The organism is Paracoccus actinidiae (genome assembly GCF_030863885.1).
In the GTDB taxonomy this organism is placed as follows: domain Bacteria; phylum Pseudomonadota; class Alphaproteobacteria; order Rhodobacterales; family Rhodobacteraceae; genus Paracoccus; species Paracoccus everestensis.
In genome coordinates, this window is sequence record NZ_CP132956.1 from 156,693 (window position 1) to 179,401 (window position 22,709).

Sequence of the window (22,709 nt, forward strand, 5' to 3'; positions counted from 1 at the left end):
TCTATGCCTCGCCCGCGCGACTGTCAACGCTGGCCCGCCCCCTGGGCCGCACGAGCAAAGGGATCCCCATGCTGAAATCGTCTATTCTGGCCGCCCTGCTGGCCACGGCCCTGCCTTTTGCGGCTTATGCCCAGGACAAGGGTGCCGATACGGTCGTCGCCACCGTCAACGGCACCCCCATCACCCTGGGCGAGATGATCGTGATGAAGGAAGCCGCGTCCCAGGATCCGCAGATGGCCGATATGCCGGATTCCGCGCTGTATGAAATGATGCTGGACCAGTTGATCCAGCAGACCGCGGTGGCCGCCGCCGGCAAGGAAAGCGCGGGCGTGCGTGCGCAGCTGGAAATCCAGCGCCGCAACACCCTGGCCGCCGCCGCCATCACCGAGGTGACCAGGGCGCAGCCGACCGACCAGGAAATCCAGGCGGCCTATGACGGGCTGTTCGCGGCACAGGAGCCGGCCACCGAATATTCCGCCGCCCATATCCTGGTCGATACCGAGGAAAAAGCCAAGGAGATCAAGGCCCAACTGGACGGCGGCGCGGAATTCGGGGCCTTGGCCGAACAGAACTCGACCGGTCCCAGCGGGCCGAACAAGGGCGATCTTGGCTGGTTCGCAGCCGACCAGATGGTCAAGCCCTTTGCCGATGCCGTCAGCGCCATGGAAAAGGGCCAGATCTCGGACCCTGTGCAGACGGAATTCGGCTGGCACGTGATCAAGCTGAACGACACCCGCCTGCGCGAGGCCCCTCCGCTTGACGAGGTGCGCGAGCAGATCAGCCAGATGGTCCTGCGCGACAAGGTGCAGGCGGAAATCGAGCGCCTGACAGCCGAAGCGACGGTCGAGAAGACCGAGGGCATCGACCCCGCCCTTCTGAACAAGACCGAACTGCTGGAGACGGAATGATGGGCAAGGCCGGGCTTCCCGTATCGCCCTTGGCGCCCGCCCGCTTTCCCGACCTGCCGGTGATCGCGGGCATCGAATTCGCCAGCGGTGCCGCAGGTGTGAAATACCAAGGCCGCACGGATGTGACGCTGATCCGCATCGCGCCGGGATCCACCCTGGCGGGCGCGTTCACCAAATCCTCGACCCGCGCGGCCTGCGTGCTGGACAACCAGGCCAAGCTGGCGATGGGCGGCGATGCACCCGACGGGGCGGCGATCATCGTCAATTCCGGCAACGCCAACGCCTTTACCGGCGCGCGGGGCCAGGAATCGGTCGATGCCGTGACGGGTGCGGTGGCGCAAGCCACGGGCGTTCCGGGAACCCGCGTGTTTTCATCCTCGACCGGCGTGATCGGCGAGCCGCTGCCGCATGACCGGATCATCGCCATCGTGGGCGATCTGGCAGCATCGCTGGACGCAGGCGGGATCGCGGATGCGGCGCGCGCGATCATGACGACCGACACCTTTCCCAAGGGTGCGCAGGCCGTGGTGGCGGGCGAGGGCGGGGATATCCGCATTGCCGGCATCGCCAAGGGATCGGGCATGATCGCACCGGACATGGCGACGATGCTGGTCTATGTCTTCACCGACGCGACCATCCCCGCGTCGTTGTTGCAGCAGGCATTGTCGTCGGGGCTGGATGCGACCTTCAACGCGATCACGGTGGACAGCGACACATCGACATCTGACGCGTTGATCCTGGCCGCGACTGGGCGCAGCACGGCGGCGGCGATCACGTCGCTGGAGGATGGCACGGGGGCCGCCTTCGTGACCGCGCTGCACGGCGTGATGCGCGAGTTGGCGCAGCTTGTCGTGCGCGACGGCGAGGGGGCGACGAAATTCGTCGAGGTTCGGGTGACCAGGGCTGCGTCGGATGCCGATGCCCACAAGGTCGCCATGTCCATTGCCAATTCGCCGCTGGTCAAGACTGCCATCGCGGGCCAGGACGCCAACTGGGGCCGCATTGTCGCCGCCGTCGGCAAGTCGGGCGCCGAGGCTGATCGCGATCGCCTGACGATCCGCTTTGGCGACATGGTGCTGGCCGAGAACGGCTGGCGTTCGCCCAGCTATGACGAGGCAGCGGCAAGCGCCTATATGAAGCAACAGGATCTGGTGATCGGGGTCGATCTGGGGCTGGGGCAGGGCGCGCGCACCGTGTGGACCTGCGACCTGACCCATGGCTATATCGACATCAACGCCGACTACCGGTCGTGAAGGTCGTGTCGGAGACGCGCAGGTGAAGACCGTTCTTGTCGCCGCCGTGGCGCTGATCGACGCCGACGGGCGCGTGCTTCTGGCGCAGCGCCCCGAAGGCAAGTCGATGGCCGGGCTGTGGGAGTTTCCGGGCGGCAAGGTCGAATCCGGCGAAACGCCCGAGGCAGCCCTGATCCGGGAACTGCACGAAGAACTGGGCATCGACACCTGGACATCCTGCCTGGCGCCGCTGACATTCGCCAGCCACGCTTATCCTGACTTCCATCTGCTGATGCCGGTATTCGCCTGTCGCCGGTGGAAGGGAATCGCCCAGCCTCGGGAAGGGCAGCAACTGGCTTGGGTCCGTGCCAGGGATTTGCACAATTACCCCATGCCGCCGGCGGATGTGCCCCTGATCCCGATGTTGCAGATGTGGCTTTGAGGACGCATTTGGGGGACAGTCTTTTCCAAACTGCCCCCCAAATGTCCTAGATCGCCGCATCGTTAATACTCTGTGAACGGTTTCATGACAGGCTGGTGGCAGAGGGAACAGGAGGGCTTGACATGATTCGCACGATTTCGATCGGCAGCCATATTCTCATCCAGGGGCTTTTCGAATGTCTCGCCCCGAACGGGAAAATGGTTGTCCGCATCGGCGCACGCACTTTCGAGGGAACGCCGGTCACGCGCTGACCCGGAACACGACGCACCACGACGAATGCAGAAGGGGCGGCCATGCAAGGCCGCCCCTTTTTGTCGCCGCAGGGATCGATGCGCCGCCTTACAGCGTGCGCTCGACTTCCTCGCGTTCAAAGATTTCGATGACATCGCCCTTGCGGATGTCGTCATAGTTTTCGAACGCCATGCCGCATTCCTGGCCGGAAATGACTTCCTTGACCTCGTCCTTGAAGCGCTTGAGCGTCTTCAACGTGCCTTCGTGGATCACCACGTTGTCGCGCAGCAGGCGCACGCCTGCCGAACGGCGTGCCACGCCTTCGGTGATCAGGCAGCCTGCGACATTGCCCACGCCGGTGACGCGGAACACTTCGCGGATTTCGGCATAGCCGATGAAGTTTTCGCGCACTTCGTTGGACAGCAGGCCCGATGCCGCCGCCTTGATGTCGTCCACCAGGTCATAGATGATCGAGTAGTACCGGATCTCGACACCCTTCTGGTTGGCCGAATTGCGGGCCGGGGCGTTGGCGCGGACGTTGAAGCCGATAACGGGGGCATTGCTGGCCTCGGCCAGACCGATATCGGATTCGGTGATTGCACCCACGCCGTAATGAAGGACACGGACGCGAACCTCGTCGTTGCCGATCTTTTCCAGGGCCTGCACGATGGCCTCGGCGGAACCCTGCACGTCGGCCTTCACGACCACCGGCAGTTCGGACACGCTTTCATCCGCCTTAGCCTTGGCCATCAGCTGTTCCAGCGTGGTCGCGGCACCGGCGGCAGCGCGTTTGTCCTTGGTCTGCTGGATGCGGTAATTCGCGATCTCGCGCGCCTGGGCTTCGGTTTCCACCACGTTCAGCACGTCGCCTGCGGCAGGGGTGCCGTCCAAGCCCAGAACCTCGACCGGGACCGAGGGTCCGGCCTCGTCCACACGTTCGCCCTTGTCGTTGATCAGCGCGCGGACCTTGCCCCACTGTTCGCCCACGACAAAGATGTCGCCGCGCTTCAGCGTTCCGTTCTGAACCAGAACGGTGGCAACAGGACCGCGACCCACGTCCAGCTTGGCCTCGATCACGGCGCCCTGGGCGGCACGGTCGGGGTTGGCCTGCAGCTCGAGGATCTCGGATTGCAGGGCAATGGCTTCCAGCAGTTCGTCCAGGCCCTGGCCGGTCTTGGCCGATACTTCGACATCCTGCACGTCGCCGGACATCTTCTCGACCACGACTTCCTGGTGCAGCAGCGAGGTGCGCACGCGGTCGGGATCGGCCGAGGGCTTGTCGATCTTGTTGATCGCCACGATCATCGGCACCTTGGCGGCCTTGGCGTGGTTAATCGCCTCGACCGTCTGCGGCATCACCGCATCATCGGCGGCAACCACCAGCACGACGATATCGGTGACTTGCGCGCCGCGCGCCCGCATCGAGGTGAAGGCCGCGTGGCCCGGCGTGTCCAGGAAGGTCAGAACCGCGCCGGATTCGGTTTTCACCTGATAGGCGCCGATATGCTGGGTGATCCCGCCTGCTTCGCCAGACACGACATTGGCCTTGCGCAACGCGTCCAGAAGCGAGGTCTTGCCGTGGTCCACATGGCCCATGATCGTGATGATCGGCGGACGCGACTGCAGATCCTCGGCCTTGTCCTGGACCGTGTCGATGACCTGTTCCACATCGGAATCCGACACGCGAACCGCCTTGTGGCCGAATTCCTCGATCACCAGTTCGGCGGTATCGGCGTCGATGGGCTGGTTGATGGATACCATCATGCCCATCTTCATCAGCGACTTGACGACATCGGCGGCGCGTTCCGCCATGCGGTTGGCCAGTTCTGACACCACGATCGTTTCCGGCAGCTGAACGTCACGCACCTGCTTTTCCGGGCGCACATTGCCCATGGCTTTCTGGCGGGCACGATCCTGCTTGCGCTTCATCGCGGCCATCGACCGCTGGCGGCCACCTTCGCCGTTGAGCGCCTGGGTCAGCGACAGGCGGCCTGTGCGGCGGCTGTCCTCGGCCTTGGCCTTGGCTTTCGCATCGCTGTCGCCGCCGCTGTCGCGACGGTCGCGGTCGGTGCGGCGCGGACCCGTGGCAATGCCGGGCTTTTCGGCGCGCGAGGCTGCGGCCTCTATCGCAGCACGGTCCGGGGCGGCGGGACGCGCACCTGCCGGGCGGGCCGCGGCGGGGGCGGCTGCACGGGCCGGGCGTTCCGCGGCTTTCGTTTCTTCCGTACGCTTGGCCAGTTCCTCGGCCTCGCGGGCAAGGCGTGCTTCTTCCTCGGCCTTGAGGCGGCGGGCTTCCTCGCGCTCGCGTTCCTCGCGCTCCTTGGCCTCGATCTCGGCACGGCGGCGCTCGCGTTCTTCCTCGCGCGCCTTTTCATCGATCAGACGCTGGGCAGCTTCCTCGACTTCGCGCGACTTGGCGGCGGCAAGCGCCTTCAGCCGGCGCTCCATCTCGGCGTCGGAAATGCCTGCGGGGCGTTTCGAGGGATCGCCCGCCATGCGCGCCGTCAGCGGGTTCTTTTCTTTCTGGGCATCCGTCATCTGGGTGGCGCCCGGCTTGGGCACCACGACGCGCTTGCGTTTGGTTTCCACGACAACGCTCTTGGTGCGGCCATGGCTGAAGCTTTGCTTGACCTGGCCCGAACGGCCGCTGCCGCCGAACCCCAGAGTCGATTTTCCGTCTTTGTCGCTCATCTGCGTCTTCATTCCTTCCCGGCCGCCGTATTGCCGCCGTCATGCCCGCGCAGACCCGTCAGTCTGCCGGCTTCCAAGATCACCTTGTCCGTCAGTCCACCCGCCGCAAGCGCGCCGTGTATGACATGATCGCGCCCGAAGGACAAACCCAATTCTGATGCGGTCAGGCAGCCAAACCAGCGTCCGCCGGTCGGCGTCCACAGCTTGCCCTTGCCGCGTTCCGATCCGTCGCTGGCTTGAAGAAGCACCTTTGCGCGCCCCTCGGCCAGCCACCCCTTCACCTTCTCGAACCCGGCGACCGCGCGGCCCGACTTGCGCGCCAGCGAGACCAGTTCGACCAGCCGCCGGGCCACGCCCGCCTCGACCATGTCGGCCAAGCCTTCGGGTGCCTTGACCGGCGCCTTGGCGGCGCGGGAAAACAAGCCCTTCCCCGCAGCCTTGTCGATGACCGCACGATCCGCGCTGACCCAAATGCCACGGCCCGGCAGCTTTTCAGCCAGGTCCGGCACGACCGTGCCATCCGGCCCGACCACGAAACGGATCAGTCCAGCCTTGGGCTGGACTTCCCCGGTGACGATGCAGCGCCTTTCGGGCTGATCATGATCCTTGATGCGACCACCGCGACTCAAGCGGACAAATCCGGGGCATCACGCCCCGGCCTCCTCGGTCGTGTCGTCGCCGTCTTCGACCTCGGCGGCGCCGTCCAGTTCCGTCGGATCGACCCAGCCCAGCATCACTCGGGCAGTCATCACCATGGTTTGGGCTTCTTCCAGCGACACTTCGTACGGTTCCAGCAAGCCTTCATCCTTGACGCGTTGGCCATTCACCGTGGTCCAGCCACCGGCCAGTTCCCAGTCGGCGCAGGTGGCGAAATCTTCCAGCGTCTTCACGCCGTCCTTGGCCAGTGCCTCCACCATCTGGGGGGTCAGGCCCTCGAATTCAATAAGGCTGTCCTCGGCCCCAAGCGCGCGGGCGTTTTCAAGCGCGGCCTTGTTCTTGGCTTCCAGGACGTCGCGGGCGCGGGCCTGCAGTTCCGATGCCGTGCCGTCGTCCACCCCTTCGATGGACAGCAGCTCGTCCAGATCGACATAGGCCACTTCCTCCAGATCGGTGAAGCCTTCGGCGACCAGCAGTTGCGCAAAGAATTCGTCCAGATCCAGGGCATCCATGAACAACTGGGTGCGGGCGTTGAATTCGGCCTGGCGGCGCTTGGATTCCTCCTCCTCGGTCAGGATGTCGATATCCATGCCGGTCAGCTGGCTGGCAAGACGCACGTTCTGGCCGCGACGCCCGATGGCCAGCGACAACTGTTCGTCGGGAACCACGACCTCGATCTTGCCGGCTTCCTCGTCAAAGACGACCTTGCTCACCTCGGCGGGCTGCAGGGCGTTGACCAGGAAGGTCGCCTGGTCGTCGTTCCAGGGAATGATGTCGATCTTTTCGCCCTGCAACTCGCCCACGACGGCCTGGACGCGGCTGCCGCGCATACCCACGCAGGCGCCGACCGGGTCGATGCTGTTGTCATAGGAAATCACGGCGATTTTCGCACGGCTGCCCGGATCGCGGGCTACGGCCTTGATCTCGATGATGCCGTCATAGATTTCGGGCACTTCCATCTTGAACAATTCGGCCATGAACTGCGGGTCGGTGCGCGACAGGAAGATCTGCGGCCCGCGCGTTTCGCGGCGCACATCCTTGACATAGGCACGGATGCGGTCGTTCGGGCGATAGCTTTCGCGGCCGATCTTTTCGTTGCGGCGCAAGATCGCCTCGCCCCGGCCCACATCGACGATGATGTTGCCGTATTCCTCGCGCTTGACGATGCCGTTGATGATGGATCCGGCGCGGTCCTTGAATTCCTCGTACTGGCGGTCGCGCTCGGCCTCGCGAACGCGCTGCAGGATCACCTGCTTGGCCGATTGCGCGGCGATGCGGCCCAGTTCCACGGGGGGAACCTGGTCCACGATCTCGTCGCCGACCTTGGGATCGTCCAGATAGGGACGGGCCTGCTCCACGGTCAGCTGCGCCTGGTAATTCTCGACCGCATCATCCTCGACCACGGTGCGGATGCGGGTAAAGCTGGCGTTGCCGGTCTTGCGGTCGATCTTGACGCGGATGTCCATTTCCGCCCCATAGCGCGACTTGGCGGCCCGGGCGAGGCTGTCCTCCATCGCCTCGATGACCAACTCGGGCTCGATCATCTTTTCGCGCGCGACGGCTTCGGCAGTTTGCAGCAGTTCAAGCTGGTTGGCAGAGGTGATTGCCATCACTCACTCCTTGGCATTGGCGCTGTCGGCGCCGTCGGTGTCTTCGGTTTCGATCTCGTCAAAGGCGGTTTCGTCCAGGTTTTCGATCTGGACGCCGGCTTCTTTTTTCTGGCGCAGCATCTCGCGGATCAGGTCGTCGGTCAGGACCAGCTTGGCGTCCGACAGCCAGTCGAACTGCAGCCCGACGGTCTGCGTTTCGCCCGCCTCGTCGATGTTCAGCAGAACCTCGTCGCCTTCGACACCTGCCAGGACGCCCTTGAAGCGCTTGCGTCCGTCAATGGCCTGGTTCGTTTCCAGCCGCGCCTCGTACCCCTCGAATGCCTCGAAATCCTTCATCCGGGTCAAGGGGCGGTCGATGCCCGGGCTGCTGACTTCCAGGTGATAGTTGTCCTCGATCGGATCCTCGACATCCAGGGTGGCGCTGACCGCGACCGAGATGTCGCCGCAGTCGTCCACGTTGATGCCGCCTTCGGGACGGTCGGCCATGATCTGCAAGGTCGCGGTCTTGCCGCCTTGCAGGCGGATGCGCACCAGTTCGAATCCAAGATCCTCGATCACCGGGGCGATGATCTCGGCCAGACGCCGGTCGATGGCCGTCTTGGCAATCAGATCGTTCGACATGAGATCCTTTCGGATATGAAAAAGGGCCCTCAGCGGGCCCATGCGAATGTGTCCGGTGGGCAGGGTTTGGACGCCTGCACCGCTGTTGAGCGCGGTATAGGGCAATTTGCCCTGCGACGCAAGAGACCTCAGACCGCCTCGCGATTTTCCGTCAGCGCCAGCAGCCGATCCACCGTGGACAGCACCTCATCGGGGTCGATGCTGAATCCATCCTGTTCAGTGCGCCCGATGACCATGCCGCAGTGCAACTCGAGAGAGCGCATCCACTCTTGCGCCGCCGTATGAAGCTGAAAGGGCGGCTGCAACACAAGAAGCCCGCCTCCCTCCCGCAGGGCATATATCGCATGACAAGCCTGGCTTCCCTCGACCGTTATTACAAGCGAGGCATCAAGGATATTCTGGACGAAGGAAGCCGTATCCCCTTCCGGGGTGACGATACTGATGCCGCGATCTTCAAGCCTTTGGCGCAGTTCGTCCCAATTGATGATCTCTCTTTTCTTGGCGCTTGCCCCACGCCGGATGAAAACGATCTTCCCTGAAGCCTGCCTGTCACGCACGTGCTCCCGCAGGCGTCCGCGCAGCGTGCGATAGCGCTCGGTCTTGCGCCTGCCAAAGCCCAGATCCCTGAGAAGAATCAGGTTATCGGTCTGCATGACATCCTGTTCTTGCCAGTCTTGACGAAAGGCACCTTCATAATAGGCCATGTCCGACCACGCATGACGCCGCACGGACCATAAGGCGGGATGGTCCCGAAAGGCCTCAAACGCGGTGCAGTCGTCCCCAAGCCAATGTCCAAAGAACTTGAGCCCTTGCAACGAGTTCGCAAGCACGATCTCGGGCTGTCGGACGCTGCCCTTCAGCGCGCGACGGAAGCCAACATGGTCGTCGCGAAGCCTGTGACGGGCTTGCGGGGTGATTACGGTGCCCCCCAGAACGACCGCAGGACCAAGGCGATAGATGCTCATCGGCGCTTCTGTCCAGCGGGTGTCGGTCCATAGCCGCATCATGAAATCCAGGCTGCGGTTGAGGTTGCACCTCGTGACCCGTCAAGTTGCTCAGGTTCGTAGAGGGCAGGCCGGGATGTGACCTGACCCGGCGTATACTCGGCTTCGGGTTCTGGCAGCGGCGCAAACAGACTGGGGCGGTTGTTGAACCTTGCCGTCATCTTGGCGACATTCGTGGCGATCCACGCTGCGGCTGGCGTTGTCACAATTACTTCCTATCGCAATGAATATCTACAGCCGAGCGTTGGCAGATTTTGATGAAAGAGTGCTTAACCCTGCTTGTCCCGCCAGGCATCCATCACCTGCACCAGTTCTGCGGCAATCCGCGGTTCTGACAAGGCGTGGCCCGATGCCGGCACCAGCCGCAGGTCGCAGCCATCCCAGCCTTCCGCCAGGCGCCAGGCCGACAGCGGCGGGCAGACCATGTCGTATCGCCCTTGCACGATCGCGGCGGGCAGGTGTTCGATGCGATGGCGGTCGCGCAGCAACTGCCCCTCGTCCAGGAAGCAGCGGTTGGTGAAATAGTGATTCTCAAGCCGGGCAAAGGCACGGGCGTAATCCGAAGGCGCATGGCTTATTGCCGCCGATTGCAGCCCGGCAAGCGCGTTTTCCCACATCAGCCAGGGCTGGGCATAGCGGCCCTGGCGGCCCGCATCGTCGGAAAACAGCCGCTTGTGATAGGCGGCGATCAAATCGCCGCGTTCGGATTCGGGAATGGGGTCGCAGAACTGCGCCCAAAGGTCCGGGAAGAACCGCCCCGCCCCGCCGCCATAAAACCAGTCAAGCTCGCCTTGCGTGCCCAGGAAGACGCCGCGCAGGATCAGGCCGGTCACGCGGTCCGGGTGCGCCTCGGCATAGGCAAGGGCCAGCGTCGCGCCCCAGCTGCCACCGAACAGCAGCATCGAATCCAGGCCCAGCGTCTGGCGGATCACCTCGATGTCGGCGATCAGGTGCTGCGTGGTGTTTGCATGGACGGATGCCTGGGGGCGGGACCGCCCGCAGCCCCGCTGGTCAAACAGGATCGCCCGGTAATGCGCGGGATCGAAGAAGCGCCGCATGAAGGGGCTGCAGCCGCCACCGGGGCCGCCATGCAGGACCACGACCGGGCGGCCCTGGGGATTGCCGCTTTCCTCGACATAGATCTGATGGCCGTCGCCCACCTCCAGCATATGCCGGGCGAAGGGTTCGACGGCCGGATGAAGGCGGCCATGCGATGCGGCGATTTGTCCTGCCAATCGGTCCATTCCCTTAATATAAGCGCAGATGAACCCGCCCGCCAGAAGGACAAGTCCATGACAAGCATCGACCCCACCGAGATCGCCAAGTTCGAGGCGATGGCTGCCGAATGGTGGGATCCCAAGGGCAAGTTCCGGCCTCTGCACCTGATGAACCCGGTGCGGCTGGATTACATTGGCACGCAGATCGCCGCCGAATTTGGACGCGACCGGCGCAGCCTGCGGCCGTTCGAGGGGCTTCGCGTGCTGGACATCGGCTGCGGCGGCGGGCTGGTGGCGGAACCGATGGCGCGGCTGGGGGCGGATGTCATGGGGGCCGATGCGGCAGAAGGCAACATCGCCGTGGCCCGGGTCCATGCCGAAGGGCAGGGCCTTGCCATTGACTATCGCGCCACCACGGCCGAGGCCCTGGCGGCGGACGGCCAGCGTTTCGATATTGTCCTGGCATTGGAAATCATCGAGCACGTGGCCGATCCCGCCGCCTTCGTCGCCACCTGCCGCGATCTGCTGCGGCCGGGCGGGCTGGTGATCCTGTCCACGCTGAACCGCACGGCGAAAAGCTTTGGCGCGGCGATCCTGGGGGCGGAATGGATCCTGCGATGGCTGCCGCGCGGCACGCATGACTGGTCCCGATTCATCACGCCCGACGAACTGGCCGGCATGGCCAGGGGCGCGGGCCTGACGGTTGCGGACCGGCAAGGCATGGTCTTCAACCCGATCAGCTTTGGCTGGGGCTTGTCGGATCGGGATCTGTCGGTGAACTACGTCCTGACCGCCCGGCGCGAGGGTTAGGCGTCGTCGCCTTCCAGCCGGATGCGCAATTCCCGCAACACCGGCAGGGCGACTCGCACCTTGTCCGCGCCGATGTCGCGCACGACTTCGGCGATCAGGGGCATGAAGGCGGCGATGGCGGCATTGCGCGCCGCCCGGCCCGCCGGGCTGATCGACACGAACTTGCGCCGCGCATCGTCCCAGTCAGGCCGAATATGGACATGGCCCGCCCATTCCAGCCGCGACAGGGTGTTGGTCATGGCCCCGCGCGTGACATGGAACGCCTGGGCCAGTTGCGCGGGGGTGCGCTCCTCGTTCACATGGGCCAGCAGGTTCAGGACCGAGAAATGAGAGATCTGCATTCCGCGCGGCAAGGCCTTGCCGATCAGGTTGCGCGACAGTTGCTCGGCGATCAATACCTCGGCGAACAGGCTTGCGGCAAGCCTGTCATTGGCCCGGGGGCGGTTGGTATCGGTCGCAGGCAAGGTCATGGATCCAAAGGCGAAAGAAGGTGATGTCGCGGCGCGGGGCGAAGCCGAGACCGTGCCCCGCCCACCGCCTCCGGGTCAAGCCCGACAATGGCCGGACCTTGCGTCACGGGCCGCGTCAGGCGGCGCCTGCCAGCAATGCGTCCAGCTTGCCCTGGCGTTCCAGATCGAACAGGTCGTCGCAGCCGCCCACGTGCCGGTCGCCGATGAAGATCTGCGGCACCGTGCGGCGGCCCCCGGCGCGCTGCGTCATCTGCGCGCGCACCGACGGATCGGCGCCCACGTCGATTTCGTCATAGGGGGCGTTCTTGTCGCGCAGCAATCCTTTGGCGCGGATGCAGAAGGGGCAACTGCGGGTGGTATAGATGGTGATCGGGGCTTGGGTCATGGGTGGTTCCTTTCCTGTGACCCCGTATCTAGTCATCCTTGACCGCTCTTGCCAGAACCGCGACCGAAACCGGTCCCGATCCCGCTGCCAGCAGCGCGTCCGCCGCGGCGCTCAGCGTGGCGCCCGAGGCCATCACGTCATCGACAAGCAGCACGGGCCGCCCTGCCAGGGCCGCCATGCGCCGGGGGTTTACCCCGAGCGCGCCGGCGACATTGGCGAAACGGTCGCCGACCCCGCGATGATCCTGGCCGGGCGTATGACGCCGCCGTATCAGCAGGTCGGGCAGGTGCAAGGCCCCGTGCGCTTGCGCTACGCGCCCCGAAATCAGCGCAGCCTGGTTATACCTCCGCTTCAGCAGCCGTCGCAGGTGCAGCGGCACGGGCGCCACGATGGTGTCAGGCTGCATCAAGGGTGCGGCCGTGCGTGCCAGCCAACCCGCAAGGGCGGGCGCCAGGTCGGGCCTGTCGCCGTGCTTCAGCGCCAGCACCAGCCGCCGCCCCGTGCCCGCGTAAACCATGGCCGCCCGGCCTTGGCCCCAGGGCCGGGCCATCACCATGCAATCGTCGCAGGTCAGGGTGGGATCGGGCAGGCTGGTCCCGTCATCGGGCAGGGGAACCCCGCAGCGCGTGCAGGCCGCCCCGGTGATGAAGCGCGTGTCGGGAAAGCAGGCCGGGCACAGCTGTCCCGGACCCTCGGTCCCGCCCGCCACGGGCGCGCCGCAGGCCACGCATTGCGGCGGATACAGCAGGCGCAACGCGCCTTTCATCGCCCCTTGAAGCACCCTATGTTCCCTTCATGAAAATGCCCGAACCCAACCATCGTCCCGCGCTGACCGACCGTCCTGCGCTGCTGCGCCAGCGGGACCGCGCGATCGGGCAGGGCCTTGTCGATGTCCTGCACCGGCTTGCCGCCGACGAGATCCAGGATAGGCTGGCCGAGATTAACAGAAGGTTTACCGCCCCCGCCCTGGTCACCGGATTTCCCGATCTGTGGGGCCGGGCCTTTCCCGATGCCCGCGTCATCCGCGACGATCCCGTGCTGGATCTGCAGCCCGGCGCGCATGACCTGGTCATTCACGCCATGGCGCTGCATTGGGCCGACGATCCTGTGGGCCAGATCGCCCAGTGCGCACGGGCCTTGCGTGAAGACGGGCTGTTCATCGCCGTCTGTTTCGGCGGCCAGACCTTGCACGAGTTGCGGGGCGCCCTGGCCCAGGCCGAGGTGGAGCTGACCGGCGGCCTGTCCCCCCGCATCCTGCCCATGGGCGAGATCCGCGACATGGGCGGGCTGATCGGCCGCGCCGGGCTGGCCCTGCCGGTGGCCGATCTGCTGCCGCAGAAGGCCAGCTATCGCGACCTGATCCACCTGGCCCATGACCTGCGCGCCATGGGCGAGGGCAATGCAATGGCCGCCCGCCTGCGCCGCCCGACCGATCGCGCGGTCTTTGCCCGCGCTGCCGCCATCCTGGCCGAACACCACGCCGACCGCGACGATCCGTCCCGTATCGCCGTGACCTTTGATCTGGTCTTTTTGACCGGATGGTCGCCCTCGGACACGCAGCCCAAGCCCCTGCGGCGGGGATCGGCCACCACACGACTTGAAGACGCGCTGAAAGAAATCAGGACCAAGACATGAAGCCAGCCCACGCGCCCGCCGACCATCCCTCGATCCCGAAGAAGAAGAAGACGGGAATCCTGATCGCCAACCTGGGCACGCCCGACGGCTATGACTATTGGTCCATGCGCCGCTATCTGAACGAGTTTCTGTCCGACAGGCGGGTGATCGACTATCCGGCCTGGAAATGGCAGCCGCTGCTGCAGGGGATCATCCTGACCAAGCGGCCCTTCACCTCGGGCAAGAACTACAAGCTGATCTGGAACAAGGAAAAGAACGAAAGCCCGCTGATGACCATCACCCGGTCCCAGACCGAGGCGCTGCGCGAACGTGCCCAGGCGGAATGGGGCGACAGCGTGATGGTCGAGTTCTGTATGCGTTACGGCAACCCGTCCACGCAGGACGTGCTGGACCGGATGGTCAAGGCGGGTTGCCAGCGGATCGTGTTCCTGCCGCTTTACCCGCAATATGCGGGGGCGACCTCGGCCACGGCCAACGATCAGCTGTTCCGGGCGCTGATGGCGCAGAAATGGCAGCCTGCGGTGCGCACCTGCGAGCCTTATTTCGACCGGCCCGATTACATCTCGGCCCTGGCCGCATCGGTGCGCCGCACCCTGGGCGACAAGGTGCCCGCCAAGCTGGTCGCCAGCTATCACGGGATGCCCAGACGCTATCTGCTGGAGGGCGATCCCTATCACTGCCAGTGCCAGAAGACCTCGCGCCTGCTGAAAGAGGCTTTGGGCTGGCCCGACGGCGTGATCGACACGACCTTCCAGTCCGTCTTCGGAACCGAGGAATGGTTGCGCCCTTATACCGTCGAACACGTGGCCGAACTGGCGAAACGCGGCATCACCGACATCGCGGTGATCTCTCCCGCTTTCTCCTCGGACTGCATCGAGACGCTGGAGGAGATCAACGGCGAGATCCGCGAAAGCTTCGAACACGCGGGCGGCAAGGAATTCACCTACATCCCCTGCCTGAACGACGACCCTGCGCATGTTGAGGTGATGTTGAACGTGGTGCGCGACAATATCGGAGGCTGGGTATAGTCAAAAAAGAAACGGCCCCAATTTGGGGCCGTTCCTTACTATTCAGGCTGCGGCCTTGCGGCGGCGCATTGCAGCCAAACCGCCAAGCGCGCCGACCAGCAGGAAACCAGCGGCGGGCAGCGGCACCGGGGCGGGGGCTTCGGCTTGGCCTTCGATAGTCACACTGGCCGAGAACAGTTTGAAATCATTCTCTACACCCCCTTTATCGCCGAACCAGAAAGCCATTTTTCCGGCCGCAAGTGCCTGAGTCAGCACCGACCCCGATGTCAGTGTCATGGACCAGTCATTGCCAGTGATCTTGCTGCCAAGTTCGCTGCGATCCTGCTCGTTCGTACCGCCGTTGTTCGATCCGTAAACACGCCAATCCTCTACCGGGAAGATCCAGGCGCTTCTGTACGCCGCATCCGCAACTTTCAGCGTCAGCGTCAGGCTGCTGATCGTCTCATAGACCAGATCGCCAAAGCTGATCTCGTGATAGAAGCGGTTGCCGGTGGTATCCAGCCTGTCCAAGACCGTCACGTAATTGTCAGCCAAGCCGCCCTTGCCATAGACCGGTTCAACATGGCCGGCATTTTTGCCGAAGTTCTGCGTGATGGTTTCCGAGAAGGGGATGGTTGCCGCCTGGGCGACAGGGGCGGCGCTGATCGCCACGGCAGTGGCTATGGCAGCAAGGCCGAGTTTATGGGTATTCATGCGTTAACCTGCAACAAGTCGAATTGGGAATGGGAAGTCTGATGACGGCCGCCCATCAAAGACCTATTCGCTGCAAGGCTGCCGGGCAAACGACATATCACGTTTACGTTAAAATAAGCTGTTTTCAAAAAGAGCTGCCCTGGGGGAATTTCATTTTTGGTTTGTAAATGCCGTTCCTTTCCAAGGCTTGGTTGGTAGGCAGGGCAGATGCGCATATTGCCGGATCGAATCACGGAAAAGGGGGCCTTTCCGCCCCCTTTGTCAGATCACCAGAACCTGCGTGCCGATCTTGGTCAGGTTGTACAGTTCCAGGATATGTTCGTTATACAGCCCGATGCAGCCGTTCGACGACTTGCGCCCGATCTTGCGCGTGTCGTGCGTGCCGTGGATGCGGTAATATTGCCAGGACAGCCACAGCGCATGGGTTCCCAGGGGATTGTCCGGGCCCGGCGGCACGAAATCCGGCCATTCCGGATTGCGGGCCTTCATTTCAGGCGTGGGCGACCAGCTTGGGCCTTCGACCTTCTTGATGATCTCGGTCCGGCCGGTGCGGGTCAGTTCCGTGCTGACCGGGATGGACGAGGGATAGACCCGATAGGTGCTGCCGTCCTCGGACCAGAAATGCACCGCGCGCGAGGTCAGGTCGCACAGGATTGCGCCATTCGCCAGCGTCTGGAAATGAGGCTGCCAGCTTTGGCCCGAAAAGCTGGAAATGTTATGGCGTCCATCGGCGTTCGGATCGAACTGCACCGCCCCTGCATCGGGCGTTGCGCCGGGGACCGGCACGCCCTGGATCGGCTGGCCCGTATAGGGGTCGTATTGCTGGGCAAGCGCCGGAATCGCCAGGCCGGCGGCACCCAATGCTGCGGCCGAACCCAGGAAGGCCCGGCGGCTGATCGTGGATGATTTGCTCATCTTCCCATGTCCTTCGAAGGATGGCCGTTCTTGCTGGACGGCCTTGACCACTCCGCCTCATGCGGCAGGAACGACCTATACGACCGGGCAGCGATTCCAGCAATTCAAACTGCTGTGGGACCAAGATGCCACAACGCCGCCGGTTCACGAATTCGTGGGTTTGATCGGGTCATGGTCCTTCGATAGATCTGCGCCATAAAAACACGAGGGATGGCGAAAACATGCCGAATTACAAGGTGATCGCGATGCTGTCGCTGATGGCGCTTGCCGCCTGCCAGCCGCGCAGTTTGCCGCCGGTCGGGCCCGGCGGGCAGGCGATGCCCACGGGCAACCAGATCAGCGCCGCCGAGGAACAGCAAATTCCCATCCGCGTGTTGCAGCAAATCAACACGCTGCGGGGAAACATCGCCGCCCTGCCATTGACGCTGAACCCGCAATTGTCGGCCGCCGCCCTGGCCCATTCGCGCGACATGTCTGCCCAGAACCGGGCGTGGCATTGGGGATCGGACGGATCCTCGCCGCTGGACCGGGCGCGCCGGGCCGGATATTTTGGCACGGTCATCGGGGAGAATATCTCGGAATCCTACGAAAACGACGTCCAGACACTGACTGCCTGGATGGGGACACGGGACACGCGCGACGTGATCATGGATCCGGCCGCCACGAGCCTGGGGATTGCCTGGTATCAGGAACCATCCGGCAAGCTGTGGTGGACGCTGCTGACCGGCAGCTGATCGCCGGAATGCAAAAGGCCCCGGGCGTCCGGGGCCTTGTTCCATGGGCGGCGGGGATCAGGGGTTGATCACGATGGGAACCCCGGGGCGCAGCATCGCATAGACCTCCTCGATCTCCTCGTCCTTGACGGCGATGCAGCCTGCGGTCCAGTCGCGATTGCTTTGGGCGAAACGGTTGCCCTCGGGGCCGCGGCCATGGATGAAGATGTCGCCGCCAGCGTGACGGCCCAGTGCGGTTGCCAGGGCGGCATCCTGCGGGTTGGGATAGGACACGCCAACCGACAGGTGATACCGGCTGCGCGGGTTGAAGCGGTCTATGAAGTAAACCCCCTCGGGCGTCTTGCCGTCGCCTTCGAACTGCTTGTGGCCCACGGGCACGTTGCCCAGGCCCACGTCATAGGATTTCAGCACGGTCGTGCCGTGCAGAAGATACATCTTGCGGGCGCCCTTGTTGACCACGACCTGGGTCACGGCGGGGCCGTTATAGCCCTTGAACTTGCTTTCCGGCTTGCCGCAAGCCGCCACAAAGGCGAGCAAGGAAAATGCGACGGCGCGGCGCGTTGGCTTGAACATCACTGCCTCTGGCGTTTTTGATTTTTTATGGATGTTTCTTATCACAAGGCAATGTGATCTGGCTAGGTTCTGACAAATTCTGCCACGGTTTCGACGTGGGGCGACCAGCGGAACTGATCAACCACGATCAGCCGATCCAGCACAAATCCACCTTCGGCAAGAAGTTGCGCATCCCTTGAGAAATTGACCGGATCGCAAGCGACGAAGGCCAGGCGATTCACCCGGGATGTCGCGATTTCCCGGACCTGGGCCTCGGCCCCGCCCCGAGGGGGGTCGATCACGATTGCGTCAAACCGGTTCAGCTCGTCGATCATCAGCGGGCGTCGGGCCAGGTCGCGAATCTCGGTTGTGACGCGGTTGAGGCCTGGCGCGCCCCGCCAACCGGCATCCAGCGCGGCAAGGGGCGCGGCCAAACCCTCGACCGCGTGGACCGATGCGGTTTCCGCCAGGGGCAGGGAAAACGTCCCGCAGCCAGAAAACAGATCGACGATCCGGGTGGCCCCTGCCGTGAAATTCCGCACCGCCGCCAGCAGCGCCGCCTGGCCCTCGGCTGTTGCTTGCAAAAAGCCGCCGGGCGGAGGGACAACCCGCGCCCGGCCCATGGGCAGGGGGGGCGGACGGCGGGTGATTGGCTGTGCGTCCCCCGTCTGATCCTGCCACGTCAGCCGGGCCAGGTCGCCTTCCTCCGCCAAGGCGGCGAGGGTCTGGAACAGACCGGGATCCAGGGGCTTTCCGCCCGTCACGGTCAGGTCCAGCCCGGCAGGGCCATGGATCACGGTCATGGACAACTCGCCGCCGCGAGAGGCGCCGGCGGCGGTGATCCGCCGCAGCAAGGGCAGGGCGGCGGTGATCTCGGGGCGCATGACGTGGCATTCCGCCAGATCCACGATCACGTCGGATGCGCGGGCGTGAAAGCCGACAAGGGCGCCCTTTTTCGTGCGCCTGCCCGACAGCACCGCCCGCCGCCGCGACTGGGGGGGCGAGACATGGATCCCTGCAATGGGCGCGGGCAATCCGCGCGCGGCCAAGGCTGCGGTCACCACCTGCTGTTTCCAGGCGGTCGTAAAGCCTTCGGTCGCGTGCATCAGCGAACAGCCCCCGCAGGCGCGGTAATGCGCGCAAACTGGCCGCACCCGGTCGGGCGAGGGGGTGACGATGCGCGGGGCGGCGATGCGGCCGCCCTGGGCCTCGCCCTCGATTTCCTCGCCTGGCAGGGTCAGGGCGGCAAGGGCGCGGCCCGCGTTGCCCACGGCCACCCCGTCGCCGCGCCGGCCCAGGCGTTCGACGTTCCACAGGGTCATTCCGCCGCTTCCTCGGTCCCCAGGAAGCCGCCCGACTGACGGTTCCAGTAACGGGCGTAAAGCCCGCCGCGCGCCAGCAGTTGCGCATGGCTGCCCTGTTCGACGATCTGCCCGTCGTCCATGACGACGATCCGGTCCAGTTCCGCGATGGTGGACAGGCGGTGCGCGATGGCCAGCACGGTCTTGCCCTTCATGGCGCGCACCAGGGCGTCCTGGACCTGGGCCTCGACCTCGCTGTCCAGGGCGCTTGTGGCCTCGTCCAGGACCAGGATCGGGGCGTCCTTGAGGAAGGCGCGGGCAAGCGCGATCCGCTGGCGCTGTCCGCCCGACAGCTTGACCCCGCGTTCGCCCAGATGCGCGTCATAGCCTTTGCGCCCCGCGTGATCCTGAAGGTTCAGGATGAAGTCATGCGCCTCGGCTGCCCTTGCGGCAGCCTCGATCTCGGGCTGGGTGGCGCCGGGGCGTCCATACAGGATGTTGTCGCGGGCCGAGCGGTTGAACATCGCCGTTTCCTGCGTGACCATGCCGATCTGGCGGCGCAGGCTTTCCTGGGTCACATGGCGAAGATCCTGCCCGTCGATGCGGATCGCGCCCTTTTCCACGTCGTAAAGACGCAGCAGCAGCGCGACCATGGTGGACTTGCCCGCGCCCGAGGCGCCGACAATGCCGACCTTTTCGCCCGCGCGGATATGCAGGTCCACCTCCTGCAATCCGCCCGCGTCGCGGCCATAGGCAAAGCCCACATGATCGAAGTCGACGCGCCCCGCAACGCGGTCCAAAGGCACGGCGTCGGGCGCATCGGTCAGGGCATGGGGCGGGGACAGGGTCTTCATGCCGTCCTCGACCTCGCCCACGCTGCCCCAGATGCCCATCAGCGCCATGCTGACCCAGCCGGTCATCTGGCTCAGGCGCATGGCGATGGCGCCTGCCGCCGCCACGTCGCCCGGCGTGGCCTGGCCCTGCCGCCACAGCATGATCGACCCGCCCACCAGGATCACGGGCAACACGCCCGCGATCACCATCAGCGACATCCGAAAGGTGCTGCTGACCACACCGAAATCCAGCGCCCGGTCGCGGAATCCGGCCATGGCGCCCAAGGCGGCGCGATCCTCGTGTTCGGCATGGGCAAACAGCTTGACGGTCTTGATGTTGGTGATGGTATCGACAACCTGGCCCGTGATCATCGCGCGGGCCGATGCGCGGGCACCCGATTTCGCCCGGATGCGCGGCAGGAAGAACTTGATCAGCACCAGATAGGACAACAGCCACAGGATCAGGGCCACCGCCCCCCAGGCATCGACGGACACCAGAAACGCCGCCGATCCCAGGATCGAGGCCAGGGCAAAGGCCACCACGTTCACCATCTCGGATGCGACATCGGTGACGGCGCGGGCGGTCTGCATCTGCTTTTGCGCCAGGCGGCCCGCGAAGTCGTTGTCGAAGAAGGCGACCGAATGGCCCATCGTCCAGCGATGGATCCGCGACAACACAAGGGGCAACACGTTCGGGCCGATGATCACGCTGGATGTGGCCGTGGACAGGCCGAAGATCACGGGACGCAGCAACAGGAAAAATCCTGCAAATGCCGCCACTAGCAGTCCGTTCTGGGACCAGAAGGCACCCGGATCGCCCGTGGCGATGGCATCGACCACCCAGCCCAGCAGCACCGCCGCCACGACATCCGCGACCCCGCCCAGGGCCGAGGCGATGGCGGCCAGTGTCAGCCCGCCGCCGGCCCCCGCCAGGCACCAGCGGAAAAAGGCCAGCAGCGTCGCGGGCGGCGGGCCGTCGGCGGGGCGAAAAGCGTCGATCAGGCGGCCAAGGCGGTGGTGCAGGGTCATGGGGCCTCTCCGGCCAAAAGGGCGATGTCGATCAAGGCAGGGGCGGGCATGGCGAAGCCCGCGTCGATCCAGGCATCTTCGGCAGCTTTCAGGCCCCGGCCCAGGGCGGGGCCTTGCAGATGCGGTTGCAGGTCGGCGGCGGCGATGGGCAGGGGGCGGACAGCCTCCTGCGCGGCGGGCCAGCCGGGACGGGGGCCGGACGGGCCGGTCTGCACCAGCAGCGCGGCGCCATGGGCCAGATCGCCGTGCAGGAGATAGGCGATGCGGCCAAAGGACCAGTCGTTGGCCAAGGCGGTGACAAGGGTGCGATGGTCGCGCGCCTCGGACCGCGACAAGCGCAGGGGATGGGCCAAGTCTGCTTGCGACAACGCCGCAAGGCGCGCCAGCCAGGGGGCGGGGGATTGAAGCGCATAAAGCCGATCCGGCGTCGCATCCGGCAAGACCTTGTCCAGCACGCCCGTATCCTGCATCAGCCGGACGGCGGGCACCGGATCGGGGGCCATCAGCAGCTTGCGCAGTTCCTGCCCAATGCGTTCGCGCGAAATTCCGTCCAAGCCATCGCGCAAGCTTTGGCAGGCCGCCACGGCCGCAGGATCGGCGTCGCGGCCATACCAGGCGAGAAAGCGGAAAAACCGCAGGATGCGCAGGTAATCCTCGGCAATGCGGCGGGCGGGATTGCCCACAAAGCGCAACCGGCGGGCGCGCAGGTCGTCAAGGCCCGCAATCGGGTCGATGACCATGCCATGCCGGTCGGCGTAAAGCGCGTTCATGGTGAAATCGCGGCGCCGGGCGTCCCCGTCCAGATCGTCCGAAAAGGCCACGACTGCATGGCGTCCATCGGTTTCGACATCACGGCGCAGGGTCGTCACCTCGAACCCGCGCCCGTCGCCCACGACCGTCACCGTGCCATGGTCGATGCCGGTCGGCACAGGCTTCAATCCTGCCCGTTCTGCAAGGCGCATCACGGCATCGGGCGGCGCATCGGTGGCCAGGTCCAGGTCGCCCACTGGTTCGCCCAGCAACGCGTTCCTGACTGCGCCCCCCACCAGCCAGGCGCGATGCCCGCCGGCCTCGATGGCGTCGAAAACCGATTGCAGGGCAGGATCCCCCGTGACCTGGGCTGGAAGTTGCGTCACGCCCCCATCCTCTTGGCCAGGCCCAGCAGGATCCGCGCGGTCGCGCCCCACAGGTAGTATGGGCCAAAGGGCGCCGCGTGATAGCTGCGCCAGCCTTCGCGCCAGCGCCGGCGTTCCACGCGATAGCGAGAGGGATCGGCGACATGGGCAAAGGGCAGGGTAAAGGCCTCGTCCACCTCGCCCGGTTCGGGGCGGGGGTCGAAAGGGCCGCGGATGATGCCGATGACGGGGGTCACGGCAAAGCCTGTCACGGTTCGGTGGGGGGGCAGGGTGCCCAGCAGATCGACCTGCGCGGGATCCAGCCCCACTTCCTCCTGCGCCTCGCGCAGGGCGGCGGCAATGACGTCGGCATCCGTCGGATCGACCTTGCCGCCCGGCAGGGCGATCTGGCCGGGATGGTGGCGCAGCCCCGATGCGCGCTTGGTCAGGACCAGCCTGCCGTTGTCCTGATGGAACGCCGCCAGCACCCCCGCCGGACGCAGGTTGCCCGCAGGAGGTGCCACGTCCGGGTTCAGGTCGTAATCCGATGTCGGCCCCGCCATGACGGACAGGGCCTGGCGCAGGCGATCCTCGGA

The 22,709-nt window shown here is 65.1% G+C and carries 24 protein-coding genes; 8 read left to right on the forward strand and 16 right to left on the reverse strand.

The window, feature by feature from the left end; genetic code table 11:
* Positions 1 to 68 precede the first annotated feature (68 nt).
* The 4 genes from Q5701_RS00820 to Q5701_RS00835 all read left to right on the forward strand — a co-directional run bounded on the left by Q5701_RS00820 (position 69) and on the right by Q5701_RS00835 (position 2,833).
* Positions 69 to 908 (forward strand): peptidylprolyl isomerase, encoded by an 840-nt coding sequence (locus tag Q5701_RS00820; protein ID WP_306753283.1) that lies wholly within the window; start codon positions 69 to 71, stop codon positions 906 to 908.
* Positions 908 to 2,161, forward strand: coding sequence for a bifunctional glutamate N-acetyltransferase/amino-acid acetyltransferase ArgJ (gene argJ / locus Q5701_RS00825; protein ID WP_306755490.1), 1,254 nt, complete (start codon positions 908 to 910; stop codon positions 2,159 to 2,161). The genes Q5701_RS00820 and argJ overlap by 1 nt, the downstream gene beginning before the upstream one ends.
* Positions 2,162 to 2,183: 22 nt before the next feature.
* Positions 2,184 to 2,582, forward strand: a complete 399-nt coding sequence (gene mutT / locus Q5701_RS00830; protein ID WP_306753284.1) for an 8-oxo-dGTP diphosphatase MutT — start codon at positions 2,184 to 2,186, stop codon at positions 2,580 to 2,582.
* A gap of 122 nt (positions 2,583 to 2,704) precedes the next feature.
* Complete coding sequence (locus Q5701_RS00835) at positions 2,705 to 2,833, forward strand: hypothetical protein (protein ID WP_256445641.1); 129 nt, start codon at positions 2,705 to 2,707, stop codon at positions 2,831 to 2,833.
* A gap of 88 nt (positions 2,834 to 2,921) precedes the next feature.
* Here Q5701_RS00835 and infB read toward each other — a convergent pair whose 3' ends face one another.
* The 6 genes from infB to pip all read right to left on the reverse strand — a co-directional run bounded on the left by infB (position 2,922) and on the right by pip (position 10,640).
* A complete protein-coding gene (gene infB, locus Q5701_RS00840) occupies positions 2,922 to 5,504 on the reverse strand; it encodes a translation initiation factor IF-2 (protein WP_234855004.1) in 2,583 nt (860 codons plus the stop codon).
* An 8-nt stretch (positions 5,505 to 5,512) separates the two neighbouring features.
* Positions 5,513 to 6,133, reverse strand: a complete 621-nt coding sequence (locus Q5701_RS00845; protein ID WP_306753285.1) for an RNA-binding protein — start codon at positions 6,131 to 6,133, stop codon at positions 5,513 to 5,515.
* A gap of 18 nt (positions 6,134 to 6,151) precedes the next feature.
* Entirely contained in the window at positions 6,152 to 7,771 is a 1,620-nt protein-coding gene (nusA, locus tag Q5701_RS00850; protein WP_306753286.1) for a transcription termination factor NusA, read from the reverse strand.
* Positions 7,772 to 7,774: 3 nt separating this feature from the next.
* The gene (gene rimP / locus Q5701_RS00855) at positions 7,775 to 8,392 is read right to left on the reverse strand and encodes a ribosome maturation factor RimP (RefSeq protein ID WP_306753287.1); all 618 of its coding nucleotides are present in this window, start codon (positions 8,390 to 8,392) and stop codon (positions 7,775 to 7,777) included.
* A 128-nt stretch (positions 8,393 to 8,520) separates the two neighbouring features.
* On the reverse strand, positions 8,521 to 9,357 hold the full coding sequence (locus tag Q5701_RS00860) for a glycosyltransferase 61 family protein (RefSeq protein ID WP_306753288.1): 837 nt from the start codon (positions 9,355 to 9,357) through the stop codon (positions 8,521 to 8,523).
* Between the two features lie 308 nt (positions 9,358 to 9,665).
* Positions 9,666 to 10,640: a prolyl aminopeptidase gene (gene pip, locus Q5701_RS00865; protein ID WP_306753290.1), complete on the reverse strand. Its 975-nt coding sequence runs from the start codon at positions 10,638 to 10,640 to the stop codon at positions 9,666 to 9,668.
* A 48-nt stretch (positions 10,641 to 10,688) separates the two neighbouring features.
* Here pip and ubiG point away from each other — a divergent pair, with 48 nt between their 5' ends.
* Positions 10,689 to 11,423: a bifunctional 2-polyprenyl-6-hydroxyphenol methylase/3-demethylubiquinol 3-O-methyltransferase UbiG gene (gene ubiG, locus Q5701_RS00870; RefSeq protein ID WP_306753291.1), complete on the forward strand. Its 735-nt coding sequence runs from the start codon at positions 10,689 to 10,691 to the stop codon at positions 11,421 to 11,423.
* Here ubiG and Q5701_RS00875 read toward each other — a convergent pair.
* The 3 genes from Q5701_RS00875 to Q5701_RS00885 all read right to left on the reverse strand — a co-directional run bounded on the left by Q5701_RS00875 (position 11,420) and on the right by Q5701_RS00885 (position 13,044).
* Positions 11,420 to 11,893: a MarR family winged helix-turn-helix transcriptional regulator gene (locus Q5701_RS00875; RefSeq protein ID WP_306753292.1), complete on the reverse strand. Its 474-nt coding sequence runs from the start codon at positions 11,891 to 11,893 to the stop codon at positions 11,420 to 11,422. The genes ubiG and Q5701_RS00875 overlap by 4 nt on opposite strands.
* A 115-nt stretch (positions 11,894 to 12,008) precedes the next feature.
* On the reverse strand, positions 12,009 to 12,278 hold the full coding sequence (gene grxC, locus Q5701_RS00880; protein ID WP_234855012.1) for a glutaredoxin 3: 270 nt from the start codon (positions 12,276 to 12,278) through the stop codon (positions 12,009 to 12,011).
* A 28-nt stretch (positions 12,279 to 12,306) separates the two neighbouring features.
* Positions 12,307 to 13,044 carry a double zinc ribbon domain-containing protein gene (locus tag Q5701_RS00885; protein ID WP_306753293.1) on the reverse strand — a complete coding sequence of 246 codons (738 nt, stop codon included), beginning with the start codon at positions 13,042 to 13,044 and terminating at the stop codon, positions 12,307 to 12,309.
* Positions 13,045 to 13,073: 29 nt separating this feature from the next.
* Here Q5701_RS00885 and Q5701_RS00890 point away from each other — a divergent pair, with 29 nt between their 5' ends.
* Entirely contained in the window at positions 13,074 to 13,913 is an 840-nt protein-coding gene (locus tag Q5701_RS00890) for a methyltransferase domain-containing protein (protein WP_306753294.1), read from the forward strand.
* Positions 13,910 to 14,941 carry a ferrochelatase gene (gene hemH, locus Q5701_RS00895; protein WP_306753295.1) on the forward strand — a complete coding sequence of 344 codons (1,032 nt, stop codon included), beginning with the start codon at positions 13,910 to 13,912 and terminating at the stop codon, positions 14,939 to 14,941. The genes Q5701_RS00890 and hemH overlap by 4 nt, the downstream gene beginning before the upstream one ends.
* A 42-nt stretch (positions 14,942 to 14,983) precedes the next feature.
* Here the strand turns inward: hemH and Q5701_RS00900 are convergent, their stop codons facing one another.
* Positions 14,984 to 15,634, reverse strand: a complete 651-nt coding sequence (locus Q5701_RS00900) for a VPLPA-CTERM sorting domain-containing protein (protein WP_306753296.1) — start codon at positions 15,632 to 15,634, stop codon at positions 14,984 to 14,986.
* 261 nt (positions 15,635 to 15,895) lie between these two features.
* Positions 15,896 to 16,549 (reverse strand): L,D-transpeptidase, encoded by a 654-nt coding sequence (locus Q5701_RS00905; protein WP_306753297.1) that lies wholly within the window; start codon positions 16,547 to 16,549, stop codon positions 15,896 to 15,898.
* Between the two features lie 221 nt (positions 16,550 to 16,770).
* Between Q5701_RS00905 and dalA the strand changes: the two genes are divergently transcribed.
* Positions 16,771 to 17,283 (forward strand): divisome-associated lipoprotein DalA, encoded by a 513-nt coding sequence (dalA, locus tag Q5701_RS00910; protein ID WP_306753298.1) that lies wholly within the window; start codon positions 16,771 to 16,773, stop codon positions 17,281 to 17,283.
* Between the two features lie 57 nt (positions 17,284 to 17,340).
* Here the strand turns inward: dalA and Q5701_RS00915 are convergent, their stop codons facing one another.
* The 5 genes from Q5701_RS00915 to Q5701_RS00935 form a co-directional block, all read right to left on the reverse strand.
* The gene (locus Q5701_RS00915; protein WP_306753299.1) at positions 17,341 to 17,856 is read right to left on the reverse strand and encodes a L,D-transpeptidase family protein; all 516 of its coding nucleotides are present in this window, start codon (positions 17,854 to 17,856) and stop codon (positions 17,341 to 17,343) included.
* 62 nt (positions 17,857 to 17,918) lie between these two features.
* Entirely contained in the window at positions 17,919 to 19,157 is a 1,239-nt protein-coding gene (locus Q5701_RS00920) for a class I SAM-dependent RNA methyltransferase (protein ID WP_306753300.1), read from the reverse strand.
* Positions 19,154 to 20,998 carry an ABC transporter ATP-binding protein gene (locus Q5701_RS00925; protein ID WP_306753301.1) on the reverse strand — a complete coding sequence of 615 codons (1,845 nt, stop codon included), beginning with the start codon at positions 20,996 to 20,998 and terminating at the stop codon, positions 19,154 to 19,156. The genes Q5701_RS00920 and Q5701_RS00925 overlap by 4 nt, the downstream gene beginning before the upstream one ends.
* On the reverse strand, positions 20,995 to 22,134 hold the full coding sequence (locus Q5701_RS00930) for a CCA tRNA nucleotidyltransferase (protein ID WP_306753302.1): 1,140 nt from the start codon (positions 22,132 to 22,134) through the stop codon (positions 20,995 to 20,997). The genes Q5701_RS00925 and Q5701_RS00930 overlap by 4 nt, the downstream gene beginning before the upstream one ends.
* Entirely contained in the window at positions 22,131 to 22,676 is a 546-nt protein-coding gene (locus tag Q5701_RS00935; RefSeq protein ID WP_306755491.1) for a CoA pyrophosphatase, read from the reverse strand. The genes Q5701_RS00930 and Q5701_RS00935 overlap by 4 nt, the downstream gene beginning before the upstream one ends.
* Positions 22,677 to 22,709: the final 33 nt, after the last annotated feature.

Excerpts from the sequence above, each read along its gene's own strand:
- Q5701_RS00820 (WP_306753283.1), top strand. The coding sequence starts at position 69 with ATGCTGAAATCGTCTATTCTGGCCGCCCTGCTGGCCACGGCCCTGCCT.
- argJ (WP_306755490.1), top strand. The coding sequence starts at position 908 with ATGGGCAAGGCCGGGCTTCCCGTATCGCCCTTGGCGCCCGCCCGCTTT.
- Q5701_RS00835 (WP_256445641.1), top strand. The coding sequence starts at position 2,705 with ATGATTCGCACGATTTCGATCGGCAGCCATATTCTCATCCAGGGGCTT.
- infB (WP_234855004.1), bottom strand. The coding sequence starts at position 5,504 with ATGAGCGACAAAGACGGAAAATCGACTCTGGGGTTCGGCGGCAGCGGC.
- nusA (WP_306753286.1), bottom strand. The coding sequence starts at position 7,771 with ATGGCAATCACCTCTGCCAACCAGCTTGAACTGCTGCAAACTGCCGAA.
- rimP (WP_306753287.1), bottom strand. The coding sequence starts at position 8,392 with ATGTCGAACGATCTGATTGCCAAGACGGCCATCGACCGGCGTCTGGCC.
- Q5701_RS00860 (WP_306753288.1), bottom strand. The coding sequence starts at position 9,357 with ATGAGCATCTATCGCCTTGGTCCTGCGGTCGTTCTGGGGGGCACCGTA.
- pip (WP_306753290.1), bottom strand. The coding sequence starts at position 10,640 with ATGGACCGATTGGCAGGACAAATCGCCGCATCGCATGGCCGCCTTCAT.
- ubiG (WP_306753291.1), top strand. The coding sequence starts at position 10,689 with ATGACAAGCATCGACCCCACCGAGATCGCCAAGTTCGAGGCGATGGCT.
- Q5701_RS00875 (WP_306753292.1), bottom strand. The coding sequence starts at position 11,893 with ATGACCTTGCCTGCGACCGATACCAACCGCCCCCGGGCCAATGACAGG.
- grxC (WP_234855012.1), bottom strand. The coding sequence starts at position 12,278 with ATGACCCAAGCCCCGATCACCATCTATACCACCCGCAGTTGCCCCTTC.
- Q5701_RS00885 (WP_306753293.1), bottom strand. The coding sequence starts at position 13,044 with ATGAAAGGCGCGTTGCGCCTGCTGTATCCGCCGCAATGCGTGGCCTGC.
- Q5701_RS00890 (WP_306753294.1), top strand. The coding sequence starts at position 13,074 with ATGAAAATGCCCGAACCCAACCATCGTCCCGCGCTGACCGACCGTCCT.
- hemH (WP_306753295.1), top strand. The coding sequence starts at position 13,910 with ATGAAGCCAGCCCACGCGCCCGCCGACCATCCCTCGATCCCGAAGAAG.
- Q5701_RS00900 (WP_306753296.1), bottom strand. The coding sequence starts at position 15,634 with ATGAATACCCATAAACTCGGCCTTGCTGCCATAGCCACTGCCGTGGCG.
- Q5701_RS00905 (WP_306753297.1), bottom strand. The coding sequence starts at position 16,549 with ATGAGCAAATCATCCACGATCAGCCGCCGGGCCTTCCTGGGTTCGGCC.
- dalA (WP_306753298.1), top strand. The coding sequence starts at position 16,771 with ATGCCGAATTACAAGGTGATCGCGATGCTGTCGCTGATGGCGCTTGCC.
- Q5701_RS00915 (WP_306753299.1), bottom strand. The coding sequence starts at position 17,856 with ATGTTCAAGCCAACGCGCCGCGCCGTCGCATTTTCCTTGCTCGCCTTT.
- Q5701_RS00920 (WP_306753300.1), bottom strand. The coding sequence starts at position 19,157 with ATGACCCTGTGGAACGTCGAACGCCTGGGCCGGCGCGGCGACGGGGTG.
- Q5701_RS00925 (WP_306753301.1), bottom strand. The coding sequence starts at position 20,998 with ATGACCCTGCACCACCGCCTTGGCCGCCTGATCGACGCTTTTCGCCCC.
- Q5701_RS00935 (WP_306755491.1), bottom strand. The coding sequence starts at position 22,676 with ATGGCGGGGCCGACATCGGATTACGACCTGAACCCGGACGTGGCACCT.